The 16,022-nt window shown below is 64.0% G+C and carries 12 protein-coding genes; 9 read left to right on the plus strand and 3 right to left on the minus strand.

Annotated features, from left to right (window positions below; all coding sequences use genetic code 11):
- Window positions 1–17: 17 nt before the first annotated feature.
- The 4 genes from ACFY9W_RS11985 (at window position 18) to ACFY9W_RS12000 (ending at window position 5,156) form a co-directional block, all read left to right on the plus strand.
- Window positions 18–2,609 carry a glycosyltransferase gene (locus ACFY9W_RS11985; protein WP_391130168.1) on the plus strand — a complete coding sequence of 864 codons (2,592 nt, stop codon included), beginning with the start codon at window positions 18–20 and terminating at the stop codon, window positions 2,607–2,609.
- Window positions 2,610–2,797: 188 nt separating this feature from the next.
- Entirely contained in the window at window positions 2,798–3,949 is a 1,152-nt protein-coding gene (gene dapE / locus ACFY9W_RS11990; RefSeq protein WP_391130171.1) for a succinyl-diaminopimelate desuccinylase, read from the plus strand.
- Complete coding sequence (locus ACFY9W_RS11995) at window positions 3,949–4,761, plus strand: putative RNA methyltransferase (protein WP_391130174.1); 813 nt, start codon at window positions 3,949–3,951, stop codon at window positions 4,759–4,761. Before dapE ends, ACFY9W_RS11995 begins: the two co-directional genes overlap by 1 nt.
- A 17-nt stretch (window positions 4,762–4,778) precedes the next feature.
- Window positions 4,779–5,156 carry a hypothetical protein gene (locus tag ACFY9W_RS12000; protein WP_391130177.1) on the plus strand — a complete coding sequence of 126 codons (378 nt, stop codon included), beginning with the start codon at window positions 4,779–4,781 and terminating at the stop codon, window positions 5,154–5,156.
- A 118-nt stretch (window positions 5,157–5,274) separates the two neighbouring features.
- Here ACFY9W_RS12000 and ACFY9W_RS12005 read toward each other — a convergent pair whose 3' ends face one another.
- Window positions 5,275–5,484 (minus strand): cold-shock protein, encoded by a 210-nt coding sequence (locus ACFY9W_RS12005; RefSeq protein WP_003252255.1) that lies wholly within the window; start codon window positions 5,482–5,484, stop codon window positions 5,275–5,277.
- Window positions 5,485–5,716: 232 nt separating this feature from the next.
- Between ACFY9W_RS12005 and plsB the strand changes: the two genes are divergently transcribed.
- The 4 genes from plsB (at window position 5,717) to ACFY9W_RS12025 (ending at window position 9,876) form a co-directional block, all read left to right on the plus strand.
- On the plus strand, window positions 5,717–8,203 hold the full coding sequence (gene plsB, locus ACFY9W_RS12010; RefSeq protein ID WP_391130181.1) for a glycerol-3-phosphate 1-O-acyltransferase PlsB: 2,487 nt from the start codon (window positions 5,717–5,719) through the stop codon (window positions 8,201–8,203).
- 80 nt (window positions 8,204–8,283) lie between these two features.
- Complete coding sequence (locus tag ACFY9W_RS12015; protein ID WP_391130184.1) at window positions 8,284–8,634, plus strand: YbaY family lipoprotein; 351 nt, start codon at window positions 8,284–8,286, stop codon at window positions 8,632–8,634.
- Window positions 8,635–8,757: 123 nt separating this feature from the next.
- The gene (locus ACFY9W_RS12020; protein ID WP_391130187.1) at window positions 8,758–9,156 is read left to right on the plus strand and encodes a YbaY family lipoprotein; all 399 of its coding nucleotides are present in this window, start codon (window positions 8,758–8,760) and stop codon (window positions 9,154–9,156) included.
- Window positions 9,157–9,189: 33 nt separating this feature from the next.
- Complete coding sequence (locus ACFY9W_RS12025) at window positions 9,190–9,876, plus strand: DUF4197 family protein (RefSeq protein ID WP_391130190.1); 687 nt, start codon at window positions 9,190–9,192, stop codon at window positions 9,874–9,876.
- Window positions 9,877–10,013: 137 nt separating this feature from the next.
- On the opposite strand, the gene ACFY9W_RS12030 is transcribed toward ACFY9W_RS12025, so the two are convergent.
- Both ACFY9W_RS12030 and ACFY9W_RS12035 read right to left on the minus strand, forming a co-directional pair.
- The gene (locus ACFY9W_RS12030) at window positions 10,014–13,079 is read right to left on the minus strand and encodes an efflux RND transporter permease subunit (RefSeq protein WP_391130193.1); all 3,066 of its coding nucleotides are present in this window, start codon (window positions 13,077–13,079) and stop codon (window positions 10,014–10,016) included.
- 6 nt (window positions 13,080–13,085) lie between these two features.
- Window positions 13,086–14,186: an efflux RND transporter periplasmic adaptor subunit gene (locus ACFY9W_RS12035; protein ID WP_391130196.1), complete on the minus strand. Its 1,101-nt coding sequence runs from the start codon at window positions 14,184–14,186 to the stop codon at window positions 13,086–13,088.
- A 388-nt stretch (window positions 14,187–14,574) separates the two neighbouring features.
- On the opposite strand from ACFY9W_RS12035, the gene ACFY9W_RS12040 reads away from it, so the two are divergent.
- Complete coding sequence (locus ACFY9W_RS12040; RefSeq protein WP_391130199.1) at window positions 14,575–15,816, plus strand: acyl-CoA dehydrogenase family protein; 1,242 nt, start codon at window positions 14,575–14,577, stop codon at window positions 15,814–15,816.
- Window positions 15,817–16,022: the final 206 nt, after the last annotated feature.

A 16,022-nucleotide genomic window follows, 5' to 3' on the forward strand; every position in this document is an offset into this window, starting at 1 on the left:
CTCAGATATGGATGACAATGTCTTCACGTAAATTCGGCCTGAACCTGGTCGTGGTCCTGGCCATCGCCGCCTTGTTTACCGGGTTCTGGGCACTGATCAACCGCCCGGTTTCCGCCCCCGCCTGGCCAGAGCAGATCTCTGGCTTTTCGTATTCGCCGTTCCGCCTGGGTGAAAGCCCGCAGAAGGGCCAGTACCCCACAGACGATGAGATGCGCCAGGACCTGGAGCAGTTGAGCAAACTGACCGACAGCATCCGTATCTATACCGTGGAGGGCACCCAGGCCGACATCCCGCGCCTAGCCGAAGAGTTCGGCCTGCGGGTGACGCTGGGCATCTGGATCAGCCCGGACCTGGAGCGCAACGAGCGCGAAATCGCCACCGCTATCCAGCTGGCCAACACCTCGCGCAGCGTGGTGCGGGTGGTGGTCGGCAACGAGGCGCTGTTCCGTGAAGAAGTCACCCCGGAAAACCTGATCAAATACCTGGACCGGGTACGCGCAGCCGTAAAGGTCCCCGTGACCACCAGTGAACAATGGCACATCTGGAAGGAAAACCCGGAGATTGCCAAGCACGTCGACCTGATTGCCGCGCACATCCTGCCGTACTGGGAGTTCGTGCCGATGAAGGATTCGGTCGAGTTCGTGCTCGACCGTGCGCGTGAGCTAAGGCACCAGTTCCCGCGCAAACCCCTGCTGCTGTCGGAAGTCGGCTGGCCAAGCAACGGCCGCATGCGCGGCGGCGCCGATGCTACACAGGCCGACCAGGCCATCTACCTGCGTACCCTGGTCAACACCCTCAACCGCCGTGGCTACAACTACTTCGTCATCGAAGCCTATGACCAGCCGTGGAAGGCCAGCGACGAAGGCTCGGTTGGCGCCTACTGGGGCGTGTACAACGCCGAGCGCCAGCAGAAGTTCAACTTCGACGGCCCGGTGGTGGCGATCCCGCAGTGGCGTGCCCTGGCCGTAGCCTCGGTCGTGCTGGCCATGATTGCCCTGATGGTACTGTTCATCGATGGCTCGGCCCTCCGCCAGCGCGGGCGTACCTTCCTCACGTTCATCACCTTCCTGTGCGGGTCGGTGCTGGTATGGATTGCCTACGACTACAGCCAGCAATACAGCACCTGGTTCAGCCTGACCGTGGGCGTGCTGCTGGCCCTTGGTGCGCTGGGCGTGTTCATCGTGCTGCTTACCGAAGCCCACGAACTGGCCGAGGCAGTCTGGATACACAAGCGCCGCCGTGAGTTCCTGCCGGTGCAGGCTGACAGCGCCTACCGGCCCAAGGTGTCGGTGCATGTGCCGTGCTACAACGAGCCGCCCGAGATGGTGAAGCAGACCCTCGACGCCCTGGCCGCATTGGACTACCCCGACTACGAAGTGCTGGTGATCGACAACAACACCAAGGACCCGGCCGTGTGGGAGCCACTCAAGGCTCACTGCGAGAAGCTCGGTGAGCGCTTCAAGTTCTTCCACGTGGCGCCCCTGGCAGGCTTCAAGGGCGGCGCACTGAACTACCTGCTGCCACACACCGCCAAGGACGCCGAAGTGATCGCAGTGATCGACTCGGACTATTGCGTGGACCGCAACTGGCTCAAGCACATGGTGCCGCATTTCGCCGACCCGAAAATTGCCGTGGTTCAGTCCCCGCAGGACTACCGCGACCAGCACGAAAGCACGTTCAAGAAACTGTGCTACAGCGAGTACAAAGGCTTCTTCCACATCGGCATGGTCACCCGCAACGACCGTGACGCGATCATCCAGCATGGCACCATGACCATGACCCGGCGCAGCGTGCTGGAAGAACTGGGCTGGGCCGAATGGTGCATCTGCGAAGATGCCGAACTGGGCTTGCGCGTGTTCGAGAAGGGCCTGTCGGCCGCCTACGCCCATAACAGCTATGGCAAGGGCCTGATGCCCGACACCTTCATCGACTTCAAGAAGCAGCGCTTCCGCTGGGCCTACGGTGCCATCCAGATCATCAAGCACCACGCCAGCGCCCTGTTGCGCGGCAAGGGCAGCGAACTGACCCGGGGCCAGCGCTACCACTTCCTGGCCGGCTGGCTGCCGTGGGTTGCCGACGGCATGAACATCTTCTTCACCATCGGCGCACTGTTGTGGTCGGCGGCGATGATCATCGTGCCGCACCGTGTCGACCCACCGCTGATGATCTTCGCCATCCCGCCGCTGGCGCTGTTCTTCTTCAAGGTGGGCAAGATCATCTTCCTGTACCGCCGTGCAGTAGGCGTGAACCTGAAGGACGCCTTCGCCGCAGCGCTGGCCGGCCTGGCGCTGTCGCACACCATCGCCAAGGCGGTGCTGTACGGCTTCTTCACCAGCAGCATGCCGTTCTTCCGTACGCCGAAGAATGCCGATAGCCACGGGCTGTTGGTGGCGCTTTCCGAAGCGCGCGAAGAGCTGTTCATCATGTTGCTGCTGTGGGGCGCGGCGCTGGGCATCTACCTGGTGCAGGGGCTGCCGAGTTCGGACATGCGCTTCTGGGTGGCGATGCTGCTGGTGCAGTCGTTGCCGTACGTGGCGGCGCTGGTGATGGCGTTGCTGTCTTCGCTGCCCAAACCGGTAGAGAAGGCTGCCGAGCCGCAACAGGCCTGAGACCGCCAGGGCTGCCTTGCAGCCCATTCGCGGGCACGCCCGCTCCCACAGGTCCGTCACAGGCATTCAAAGCAGTGCAGTACCTGTGGGAGCGGGCGTGCCCGCGAATGGGTCGTGCCGCGTGAAACCATTTGATATAAGATAACGCCCCTCAGATTTCCCCGCCTTGCCTTGCCCCGGAGTTCCCCATGACGGCCCCTGCCGAGCTCTCGCCTACCCTTCAACTGGCCTGCGACCTGATCCGTCGCCCCTCGGTCACCCCCGTCGACGCCGACTGCCAGGCGCAGATGATGAACCGCCTGGGCGCCGTCGGTTTCCGGTTGGAGCCGATGCGCATTGAAGACGTCGACAACTTCTGGGCCACCCATGGCAACCAGGACGGCCCAGTGCTGTGCTTTGCCGGCCACACCGACGTGGTGCCCACCGGCCCGGTGCAGCAATGGCAGCATGAACCGTTCGAGGCACTCATCGATGCTGACGGCATGCTCTGCGGCCGTGGCGCCGCCGACATGAAAGGCAGCCTGGCGTCCATGGTGATCGCCAGCGAGCGCTTCGTGCAGGACCACCCGAACCATCGCGGCAAGGTCGCCTTCCTGATCACCAGCGACGAGGAAGGCCCGGCGCACCACGGCACCAAGGCCGTGGTCGAACGCCTGAAAGCGCGCAACGAACGCCTGGACTGGTGCATCGTCGGCGAACCCTCCAGCACCACCCTGCTGGGTGACGTGGTCAAGAACGGCCGTCGCGGCTCACTGGGTGCCAAGCTGACCGTGCGCGGCAAGCAGGGCCACGTGGCCTACCCGCACCTGGCGCGCAACCCGATCCACCTGGCAGCCCCTGCCCTGGCCGAACTGGCCGCCGAGCACTGGGACGAAGGCAATGCGTTCTTCCCGCCGACCAGCTTCCAGGTCTCCAACCTCAATTCCGGCACCGGCGCCACCAACGTGGTCCCGGGCGAGCTGACCGCGCTGTTCAACTTCCGCTTCTCCACCGAGTCCACCGTCGAAGGCCTGCAGGCGCGGGTGTCGGCGATTCTCGACAAGCATGAGCTGGACTGGTCGATCGACTGGGCGCTGTCTGGCCTGCCGTTCCTCACCGAGCCCGGCGAGCTGCTCGACGCCGTGGCGCACAGCATCAAGGGCGTCACCGGCCGCGACACCCAGCCCTCCACCAGCGGCGGCACCTCCGATGGCCGCTTCATCGCCACCATGGGTACCCAGGTGGTCGAACTGGGCCCGGTCAACGCCACCATCCACCAGGTAGACGAGCGGATTCTGGCCAGCGACCTCGACCTGCTGACCGAAATCTACTACCAGACCCTGGTCCGGTTGCTCGCCTGATGCTCGCCTGCCCCCTTTGCCAGGCGCCGCTGAGCCGGCTTGACAACGGCGTGGTGTGCCCGGCCGGCCACCGCTTCGACCGCGCCCGCCAGGGTTACCTGAACCTGCTGCCGGTGCAGCACAAGAACAGCCGTGACCCAGGTGACAACCAGGCCATGGTCGAGGCGCGCCGCGACTTCCTCGACGGTGGCCACTATGCGCCTGTAGCCCGCCGCCTGGCCGAACTGGCCGCCGAGCGCCAGCCCGGTGCCTGGCTGGACATCGGCTGCGGCGAGGGTTACTACACCGCGCAGATCGCCCAGGCCTTGCCGGCCGCCGATGGTTACGCGCTGGACATCTCCCGCGAGGCGGTCAAGCGTGCCTGCCGCCGCGCGCCGGAGGTCACCTGGATGGTCGCCAGCATGGCTCGCGTGCCGCTGGCCGATGCCAGTTGCCAGTTCATTGCCAGCGTCTTCAGCCCGCTGGACTGGGCCGAGGCCAAGCGCCTGCTCAGCCCAGGCGGCGGCCTGATGCGGGTAGGCCCTACCAGCGGCCACCTGATGGAACTGCGCGAAGTGCTCTACGATGAAGTGCGCCCTTACGCCGACGACAAGCACCTGGCCCTGATCCCCGAAGGCATGGCCCACGCCCACAGCGAAACCCTCGAGTTCCGCCTGAGCCTGGCCGAACCCAAAGCCCGCGCCGACCTGCTGGCCATGACCCCGCACGGCTGGCGTGCCAGCGCCGAAAAACGCGCATTGGTAATCGACCAGCCCGAGCCGTTCGAGGTTACGGTTTCCATGCGTTATGACTATTTCGTGCGCCAAGACTGAGCACACCCGGAGCCCTTATGCGCCAACCTGATATCGAGATTTACCTGAAGGACGCCGACGTCGACCACAAGCAGATCGCCGAGTGGCTCGCCCAGGCAATCGGCCCGTGCAGCCAATGGCAGCAGAAAGGCCATACCTTCAAATGCCAGGCCGGTAACATTCCGGTCACCTGGTTACCCAAGGCTGTAGGGAAATGGAACAGCCTGTACCTGGAAAGCGACCAGACGCCGTGGGCCGATGATGTCGCCTGCGCCCGCGCCGCGTTCGCCGCACTGGGTGTGGAAGTGCGCTGCGCGCCGGGTGGCTGGGTTGAGGAAGACGGGGAGGAAGATGCCGACCGCTGGGTCCGCATCAGTGCCGACGGTGAAGAGGAAATCACCTGGCGTACTTCTTGATCGGCATTCTTTGTGGGAGCCCGGCTTGCCGGCGATGCAGGCAACACGGTGCCTGGCACCGGCTTCGCCGGTGATCGCCGGCAAGCCAGCTCCCACAACAAGCCTTAAAGCATGAGGCTCAGAGGCCCACTACGTCTTCGGCTTGCAGGCCTTTCTGGCCCTGCACGCAGGCGTATTCCACGCGCTGCCCTTCAACCAGGGTACGATGCCCCTCACCGCGGATCGCCCGATAGTGGACGAATACATCCGCACCACCTTCGCGCTGAATGAAGCCATAACCCTTGGCATCGTTGAACCACTTTACATTCCCAGTCTCACGAGACGACATCTGAACTACTCCGGATTTTTATTGTGAAGATCGCCTTGCAGGCATGAGGTTACCTGCCCCGTGCCAACGCCGCTTGCCGAATATCCTGCAAGTGGCAGGCCGAGTATATGACACAGAACAAAAAAAATTGATGACGGCCCCGCCATTGGCCGATTTTTGCTGAACTTACGCCGATACGGCAGACTAAATAGCTGGATACTCACCTGAACATCACACCCAGGGCACACACCCCATGACCCGTTCCCCCCTGCACCGCCTGATCTTCGGCGGCCTGCGTCGCCTGTTGTACCTGTGGGTGCGCTCCGAGACCATCAACCAGTCTTCCATGTCCCTCAACCTCGACCGCAGCCGGCCGGTGTTCTATGCACTGCCCTCGCCCGCGCTCACCGACCTGGCCGTGCTTGACCACGAATGCACCAAGGCAGGGCTGCCGCGCCCGGTGCTGCCGGTATCTGTCGGCCCGCTGCAGGAGCCGGCCGCGTTCTTCTACCTCACACCCGACCCGGACTGGCTTGGCCGCCAGGACAAACGCGGCGCCCCGCCAACGCTTGAGCGCCTGGTCGCGGCCGTCAGCCAGCATGCCGAGGAAGATGCGCAGATCATTCCGGTCAGCGTGTTCTGGGGCCAGACACCCGCCAGCGAGTCCAGCCCGTGGAAGCTGCTGTTCGCCGACAGCTGGGCGGTGACCGGGCGCCTGCGCCGGCTGCTGACCGTATTGATTCTGGGGCGCAAGACCCGGGTGCAATTCTCTGCGCCGATCCACCTGCGCGAACTGGTGCAGCACAACAAGGGGCACGAGCGCACCGTGCGCATGGCCCAACGCCTGATGCGCGTGCATTTTCGCAACCTCAAGACGGCCGTCATCGGCCCCGATATCTCGCACCGGCGCAACCTGGTCAAAGGCCTGATCCACGCCCCGCAGGTGCGCCAGGCCATCGTCGAAGAAGCACAGCGCGAGAACCTGCCGCTGGCCAAGGCCGAGGCCCAGGCAATGCGCTACGGCAACGAGATTGCTTCGGACTACACCTACACCGCCATCCGCTTCCTCGAAGTGGTGCTCAGCTGGTTCTGGAACAAGATCTACGACGGCATCAAGGTCAACCACATCGAGCAGGTGCAGGGCATTGCCCCCGGCCATGAAGTGATCTACGTGCCCTGCCACCGCAGCCATATCGACTACCTGCTGCTGTCGTACCTGCTGTTCCGCAACGGCCTCACCCCGCCACACGTGGCAGCGGGCATCAACCTGAACATGCCCGTGGTCGGCAACCTGCTGCGTCGTGGCGGTGCCTTCTTCATGCGCCGCACGTTCAAGGGCAACCCGCTGTACACCGCCGTGTTCAACGAGTACCTGCACACCCTGTACACCAAGGGCTTCCCGGTCGAGTACTTCGTCGAAGGTGGCCGCTCGCGTACCGGGCGCATGCTGCAACCGCGTACCGGCATGCTGGCCATCACCTTGCGCAGCTTCCTGCGCTCGTCACGTACCCCCATCGTGTTCGTGCCGGTGTATATCGGCTACGAGCGCGTGCTCGAAGGCCGCACCTACCTGGGTGAGCTGCGCGGTGCCAGCAAGAAGAAGGAGTCGGTGTTCGACATCTTCAAGGTGTTTGGCGCGCTCAAGCAGCGCTTTGGGCAGGTCTACGTCAACTTCGGCGAACCCATCCGCCTGGCCGGTTTCCTTGACCAGCAACAGCCCGGCTGGCGTGAGCAGGACCACGGTCCGCAGTACCGCCCGGCCTGGCTCAACGCCGCCACCACCCGCCTTGGCGAAACCGTGGCCCGTCACCTCAACGAGGCAGCGGCTATCAACCCGGTCAACCTGGTGGCATTGGCACTGCTGTCCACCAGCCGCCTGGCCCTGGACGAACGCGCGCTGACCCGTGTGCTCGACCTGTACCTGGCCTTGCTGCGGCAGGTGCCCTACTCGCCGCACACCACCTTGCTTGACGGCGACGGCCAGGCGCTGATCGAACATGTGCGCAGCATGAACCTGGTGGCCGAACAGAAGGACGCCCTGGGCCGCATCCTGTACCTGGATGAAGGCAATGCGGTACTGATGACCTATTACCGCAACAATGTGCTGCACATCTTCGCCCTGCCGGCGCTGCTGGCCAGCTTCTTCCTCAGCAGCTCACGCATGAGCCGCGAACTGCTTGGCCAGTATGTACAGGCGCTGTACCCGTACCTGCAGGCCGAACTGTTCCTGCGCTGGACGCCAGAGCAGCTGGACGGGGTGATCGACCAGTGGCTGGCCGCGCTGGTCGAACAGGGCCTGCTGCGCCAGGACGGTGACGTGTACATACGCCCGGCACCCAGCTCGCGGCAATTCGTGCTGCTCACCCTGCTCGCCCGCACCATCACCCAGACCTTGCAGCGCTTCTACATGGCCACCTCGCTGCTGCTCAACAGCGGCCAGAACAGCCTCAGCGCCGAGGCGCTTGAAGACCTGTGCGTGATGATGGCCCAGCGCCTGTCGATCCTGCACGGTTTGAATGCCCCGGAGTTCTTCGACAAGACCTTGTTCCGCCACTTCATCCAGACCCTGCTTGAGCAAGGCGTGCTGCAGGCCGATGCGCAAGGCAAGCTGGGCTACCACGACAAGCTTGGCGAGCTGGCCGAGGGCGTGGCCAAGCGGGTGCTGTCGGCCGAGCTGCGCCTGTCGATCCGCCAGGTAGCCTTGCACCACGATGAGCCTGCGCAGGTGACAGAAGGGTAGCTTTTCAGGCTGCCATTGGCCCTTGAGGGGGATCAGGGTGACGGTGCTACTTCAGCACATCCCTCTCAAGGAGATCCAACATGACACAAATGAAGTCGTTGAACGTTGAAATCGTTTCCTCCGGCGATAGCACGCTTCCACCCTCCGGGCTGGTCGAGCTGAGCCTGCTCGATGTCTCGACCGCCGATGCACGATCCGTCAGCCTTGCCGAACTGCGACTGCGCTGCGGCGGCCTGATGCCGATCAATCTGCAACTGACCTTCGACAGCAGCCTGATCGACCCAGACCGCAGTTATGCGCTCGCCGTGCGCATCGAGAAAGATGGCCAACTGCACTACATCAACAGCAGCCGTCACCCGATAGCGCCAGGTAGCGTGTCTGGTACACAACGGGTAACTGTCGACCCGATTGCCAAGGGGACAGGCCGGTAAATCAGCAAAAAAACCGTCGATTGGCTGGCCGCCGGGCCAAGCTTCGGCGCTGATTCATTGCGCAAAATCCGCTAAAGTCCTTGGGGTTGGCCACAAGCCAGCGCCAAGGACTTCGGAGATTCCATGAAAAAGCTCTTTATGCTGTGTTGCGCATCCCTGCTCGCAGCCTGTTCCAGCCACACCCCTTCCACCCAGGCCAGCCTGGACGGTGAAGTCTTCTACCTGCAGCGTATTGCGCTGCCACCTGCCGCTACCCTGAGCGTAGAGTTGCAGGATGTTTCGCTGATGGACGCCCCTGCCGTGACCCTGGCTCGCCAGGCCGGCCCGGTCAAAGGCAACGTGCCACTGCCTTTTCACCTCACCTACGACCCGGCCCAGGTCAAACCCGGCCACCGCTATTCGGTTAGCGCGCGCATCGAGCTGGATGGCAAACTGCTGTTCATCAATACCGAGCACCATGGTGTGATGCTCGACGGCAGCGACCCGAAATCGGTACGCATCAAGGTCGACCCGGTTCGCTGATACCCGTACTCACCTGTTTACAAGGAAAGCTACATGTTCCGCACTTCCCTGCGTTTCACCACCCTGTGCGCCGGCCTGCTGCTTTCGGCCAGCGCCCTGGCCCTGTCGCTGGGCGACCTGACCCAGAAGGACGCCACCGGCGGCCTGAAAGATGCCCTGACCCAAGGCGCGCAGCTGGCCGTCAAGCAGCTGAGCACCCCAGGCGGTTTCAGCAACAACCCGGACGTGCGCATCGAACTGCCGGGCAACCTGGGCAAAGCGGCCAAAGCCATGAAGATGTTCGGCAAGGGTGACCAGGTCGAAGCCCTGGAAACCAGCATGAACAAGGCTGCCGAAGCTGCCGTGCCGCAAGCCCAGGCGATCCTGGTGGATGCCGTGAAGAACATGAGCGTGACCGACGCCAAGGGCATCCTCAGCGGCGGTGACGACTCCGCCACCCAATACCTGAACAAGAGCAGCCGCGAGCAGATCCGCGCCAAGTTCCTGCCGATCGTCAAGCAGGCGACCGACAAGGTGGGCGTGGCCCAGCAGTACAATGCGTTTGCCGCACAGGCCAAAGGCCTGGGGCTGGTCAAGGATGACGCCAATATCGAGAACTACGTGACCGAGAAGGCGCTGGATGGCCTGTTCGAGATGATTGGCAAGCAAGAGCAGAGCATTCGCGAGAACCCGGCCCAGGCCGCGACCAGCCTGGCCAAGAAGGTGTTCGGCGCCCTTTGAGGGCCCTTTGGGGCTGCTTTGCAGCCCATCGCCGGCAAGCCAGCTCCCACCTCGACCGCATCAAACTCAAGCCCTGTGCGGTCTCTGTGGGAGCTGGCTTGCCGGCGAAAGGAGGGCAAAGCCCTCCCCTGCGGCCCTCAGCCCTTCTTCACCCTGAACCACGCCGCATACAACGCCGGCAGGAACAACAGGGTCAACGCCGTGGCCACGATCAACCCCCCCATGATCGCCACCGCCATCGGCCCGTAGAACACGCTGCGTGACAGCGGAATCATCGCCAGCACCGCCGCCAGTGCGGTCAGCACGATCGGCCGGAAACGCCGCACCGTGGCCTCGATGATCGCCTGCCAACGCTCCATCCCGGCCGCGATGTCCTGCTCGATCTGGTCCACCAGGATCACCGAGTTGCGCATGATCATCCCTGCCAGGGCAATGGTGCCCAGCATGGCGACAAAACCGAACGGCTGGCGGAACACCAACAGGAACAGGGTCACGCCAATCAGCCCAAGCGGCGCCGTGAGGAACACCATCACCGTGCGCGAGAAGCTGCGCAGCTGGATCATCAGCAGGCTCAGCACCACCACCACGAACAGCGGCATGCCGGCGTTCACCGACTTCTGTCCGCGCTCGGAGTCCTCCACCGTGCCGCCCACTTCCAGCAGGTAGCCATCCGGCAGCTTGGCGCGAATCTCCTGCAGCGTCGGTTCGATCTGTTTCACCAGCGTGGCCGGTTGCTCCTTGTCGTAGATATCGGCGCGCACGGTCACCGTCGGCAGGCGGTTGCGGTGCCAGATAATGCCTTCCTCGAAGCCGTACTCCAGCGTTGCGACCTGCGACAGCGCCACGCTCTGGCCATTGTCGGTAGGCAGTGCCAGGCTGCCGAGGTTGCCCAGCTCACCGCGCTCCTGTTGGGTGCCGCGCAGCAGGATCTCGATCAGCTCGTTGTCCTCGCGGTACTGGCTGACCGTGGTGCCGGTCAGCGAACTTTGCAGGAAGCTGGACAAGTGCGCCGTGCTCACGCCCAAGGCGCGGGCACGGTCCTGGTCGATCTCCAGGAACACCGCCTTGCTCGGCTCTTCCCAGTCCAGGTGCACGTTGACCACATGCGGGTTCTCACGCACCTTGTCGGCCACTTCACGGGCCAGCGCACGGGCCTTTTCGATGTGCTCGCCAGTGACCCGGAACTGCACCGGGTAGCCCACGGGCGGGCCGTTTTCCAGGCGCGTCACCCGGGCGCGCAGGTCGGGGAATTGCTGGTCCATGGTGCTGATCAGCCAGCTGCGCAAGCGCTCGCGGTCTTCCATCGACTTGGCCAGCACCACGAACTGGGCAAAGCTGGCGGCCGGCAGTTGCTGGTCCAGCGGCAGGTAGAAGCGCGGCGAACCCGTGCCCACGTAAGCCACGTAGTTGTCGATACCCTCCTGCTGCTTGAGCAGTGCCTCCAGTTGCTTGACCCGTTCGGCGGTGTTGGCCAGCGAGGCGCCTTCGGCCAGCTTCAGGTCAACCATCAGCTCGGGGCGCCCGGAAGCCGGGAAGAACTGCTGGGGCACGAAGCGGAACAGCAGGATGCTGCCGACAAAGGCGGCTACGGTCAGCAGGATCACGGTCTTGCGCCGCCGCACGCACCACTCCACCACCCGTCGCACACGCTGGTAGAACGGTGTGGCGTAAGGGTCTGGCGCGTGGCCGTCCGTGCCATGGCGTGCGGCATGCAGCTTGGCCAGGTCTGGCAGCAGGCGCTCGCCAAGGTAGGGCACGAACACCACGGCCGCCACCCACGAGGTCAGCAACGCGATGGTCACCACCTGGAAGATCGAGCGGGTATATTCGCCGGTGCTGGAGGCAGCAGTGGCAATGGGCAGGAAGCCCGCCGCGGTAATCAGGGTGCCGGTGAGCATCGGGAATGCAGTGCTGCTCCAGGCATAGCTGGCCGCCTTGAGGCGGTCATAGCCCTGCTCCATCTTGATCGCCATCATCTCTACGGCAATGATCGCGTCGTCCACCAGCAAGCCCAGGGCCAGCACCAGCGCACCGAGGGAGATCTTGTGCAGGCCGATGCCGAAGTAATGCATGGCGGCAAAGGTCATGGCCAGCACCAGCGGGATTGCCAGCGCCACCACCAGGCCGGTACGCAGCCCCAGCGAGAAGAAGCTCACCAGCAGCACGATGACCAGTGCCTCGACCAGCACCTGGACAAACTCGCCCACACCGGCCTTCACCGCCGCCGGCTGGTCCGAGACTTTGCGCAGCTCCATGCCGGCCGGCAGGTTGCGCGCTACTCGCTCAAACTCGCCTTCCAGGGCCTTGCCGAGCACCAGTATGTCGCCGCCGTCCTTCATCGACACGGCCAGGCCAATGGCATCTTCGCCCATGAAGCGCATGCGCGGGGCGGGTGGGTCGTTGAAACCACGGTGCACGTCCGCCACATCGCCTATGCGGAAGGTGCGGTCACCCACACGGATGGGGAACTGGCGAATCTGCTCGACGCTGTCGAAGCGCCCACTCACCCGCAGTTGCAGGCGCTCGCTGGGCGTTTCAAAGAAGCCTGCCGTGCTTACTGCGTTCTGCTCCTGCAGCGCCTGTTGCACAGCCTGCAGTGGCACGCCAAGGGTAGCCAGCTTGAGGTTGGACAGCTCGATCCAGATTTTCTCGTCTTGCAGGCCGACCAGCTCGACCTTGCCCACATCCTTGACCCGCTGCAGCTGGATCTGGATGCGGTCGGCGTAATCCTTGAGCACCGCATAGTCGAAGCCCTCGCCGGTCAGCGCATAGATGTTGCCGAAGGTGGTGCCGAATTCGTCGTTGAAGAACGGGCCCTGGATCTCCGGTGGCAGGGTATGGCGAATGTCCGCGACCTTCTTGCGGATCTGGTACCACAGCTCGGGGATGTCCTTGGAATGCAGCGAGTCGCGGGCCATGAAGGTGACCTGCGATTCGCCCGGGCGGGAGAACGAGACAATCTTCTCGTACTCGCCGGTTTCCATCAGCTTCTTCTCGATGCGTTCGGTGACCTGGCGCGACACTTCCTCAGCGCTGGCGCCAGGCCACAGGGTACGGATGACCATGGCCTTGAAGGTGAATGGCGGGTCCTCGCTCTGGCCGAGCTTGGTGTAGGACATGGCGCCAATGGCCGCCAGCAGGATCATCAGGAACAGGACGATCTGGCGGTTGCGCAGCGCCCAGGCAGAAAGGTTGAAACCCATCGGGACTTACTCCTTGGCCGTCAGGTTCACTACACGGTTGCTGCGGTCCACAGGGCGAACCTCCTGGCCCTCGCGCAGCACATGGCCACCGGCGGCGACCACCCAGTCGCCCGGGGCAAGGCCTTCGAGTACCGGTACACTGTCGCTGCCATACGCCCCCAGGCGCACCACGGCCCGCTCCAGGCGGCTGTCCTTGTTGACCCGCCACACATAGGCCTGGCCGTTTTCCGCAGTCACCGCCGACAGCGGCACCGCCAACGGGATCAACCCCTCATGGGCAATGAACACCCGGGCGCTCTGGCCCAGTTCCGCGGGCGTGGCGGCCGAGGTGAAGGCGATGCGCGCAGCGAAGGTGCGCGAGCGTGGGTCGGCGGCTGGCGACAACTCGCGGATGCGCCCCTGGAAGCGCTCTTGCGGGTGCGACCAAAGCTCGACGCTGACCGGTTGGCCGACGGCAAAGCGGGCAAACTGCTGCTCAGGCAGGCCGATGACCACTTCGCGTTCGCCATCGGCGGCCAGGGTGAACACGGTTTGCCCGGCGGCAACTACCTGGCCCACTTCGACCTGACGCTTGGCCACCACCCCGGCCTGCGGCGCGCGCAGCACGGCATATTCGGCCTGGTTGCCAGCCACATCGAACTCGGCCTTGGCCTGTTTCAGGCGGGCAAGGCCGGCGCGGTAGAGGTTTTCGGCATTGTCGAACTGGGAATGGCTAACCATCTGCCGGTCCAGCAGCTTCTGGTAGCGATCACGCTCGGCGCGCACCAGCGCCAGGTTGGCCTCGGCCGCCGCCATCTGGGCGCGGTTGGCTTCCAGCTGCAGGCGCACGTCTTGCGGGTCCAGTTCCGCCAGCGGCTGGTCGGCCTTGACACGCTGCCCCTCCTCGACGAGGCGTTTGCTAACCTTGCCGCCAATGCGGAAGGCAAGCTCCGGCTCGAAGCGCGCACGCACTTCGCCAGGGTAACTGTCGGCAGCGGCTTCGGCTGGCTGCGGCTGCACCACCAACGCCGGACGCGGCGCGGCAGGCGGGGTGGTTTCCTGGCCGCATGCCGCCAACAACAACGCGGCAACGGCGGGCAGAGCGATGGACAAGGCATGGCGCAACATGATGAATCCTTTCGCAGGGGTGCACATCGAATATTTATACTGGCAAGTATATTAAATCAGGCGACCGGTGCCGGGAAGGGGGCGCGCGCCACTGCGTCAGGAATAACTGGCCCGAAACAGATGTAGGAGCGAGCTTGCTCGCGATGCGCCGCGCGGGCGGCGCTCGATCTCACAGGCGCTGCAAACCTCCCGACAAGCCCCTGCCAACCCAAACGCCATCAGAAACTGTTGCCCGGCCCACAGCCAATCAACAACTTGCCCCATCCGGCCACAGCCCGAAACGCCCGAAACACAACGCAAACCCCGCCATACGGGCCTTTCGCGGCCCGGCACGACCTGTGCAATCACCGGTACATACCTTTCTCCTTCATGTATCTGGAGTATTCCGATGACTGCCCTCGAACAGCACTTGCCCGCCCCTGCCAACGGCACCGACTACGCCACGCTCGTCGCACGCTTCCGGCCCGTTTTCAGCCGTATTGCCGAAAGCAGTGTCGAACGGGAACGCAACCGCACCCTGCCCCATGACCCGATACAGTGGCTGAAAGAGGCTGGCTTCGGCGCCGTTCGAGTACCGGTCGAACATGGCGGTGGCGGCGCGTCCTTGCCGCAGTTGTTCCAGTTGCTGATCGAACTGGCCGAAGCCGATTCCAATGTGCCGCAAGCCCTGCGCGGCCATTTCGCCTTCGTCGAAGACCGCCTCAATGCCCACGCCAGCACGCCACAGGACGTGTGGTTCCAGCGCTTCGTGGCAGGTGACCTGGTGGGCTGCGCCTGGACCGAGATCGGCGCGGTGAAGATCGGCGATGTCATCACCCGCGTTTCGCGCCAGGGTGAGCAGTGGGTCGTCAACGGCACGAAGTACTACAGCACCGGCAGCCTGTTCTCCGACTGGATCGACCTGTTCGCCCGTCGCGATGACACCGGCGCCGACGTGATCGCGGCCATTCGCACCCGCCAGCCCGGCATCCGCCAGAGCGATGATTGGGATGGCTTTGGCCAGCGCACCACCGGCAGCGGTACTTCGGTGTTCGAAAATGCGGTGGTCGAGGAAGAGAACATCATCGACTTTGGCACCCGCTTCAAATACCAGACCGCCTTCTACCAATTGGTCCTGCTGGCCGTGATCACTGGCTCCGGGCGTGCTGCCGTGCGGGATTTCAGCCACGAGACCCGCAAGCGCACCCGGGTGTTCAGCCACGGCAACGGCGCGGCAGTCAGTGAGGACCCACAGGTGCTACAAGTGATCGGCAAGGCCTCGGGCCAGGTGTATGCCGCAGAAGCTGCGACGTTGCGTGCTGCGGAGGCCAGCCAGCAGGCGTACCTGGCACGGTTTGCCAATGACCCGGCCGCTGAACAGCAGGCCAATGTGCTTGCCGAACTGGAGTCGGCCCAGGCCCAGGTGGCGGCCATCGACCTGGTGCTGCGCGCCACCAGCGACCTGTTCAATGCCCTGGGTGCCTCCACCACCAGCACCAGCCGCCAACTCGACCGCCATTGGCGCAACGCCCGTACAGCGGCTTCGCACAACCCGGTGATCTACAAGGAGCGGATCATTGGCGACTGGCACGTGAATGGAACTGAACCACCGTATGTGTGGCAGATTGGTGGGGGTGCCAAGCAGTCCTGAATATCCGCATTGGGGCTGCTGCGCAGCCCATCGCCGGCAAGCCAGCTCCCACACCGAATGTGCAAATCCTCAGTATTGCCAAGTCCCTGTGGGAGCCCATCGCAGGCAAGCCAGATCCACAAGGAATGTGCAAATCTTCAGTATCGCCAGGTCCCTGTGGGAGCTGGCTTGCCTGCGATGGGCCGCAAAGCGGCCCCGGCTATGTC

This window comes from Pseudomonas sp. NPDC008258, from assembly GCF_042956345.1.
Lineage (GTDB): Bacteria > Pseudomonadota > Gammaproteobacteria > Pseudomonadales > Pseudomonadaceae > Aquipseudomonas.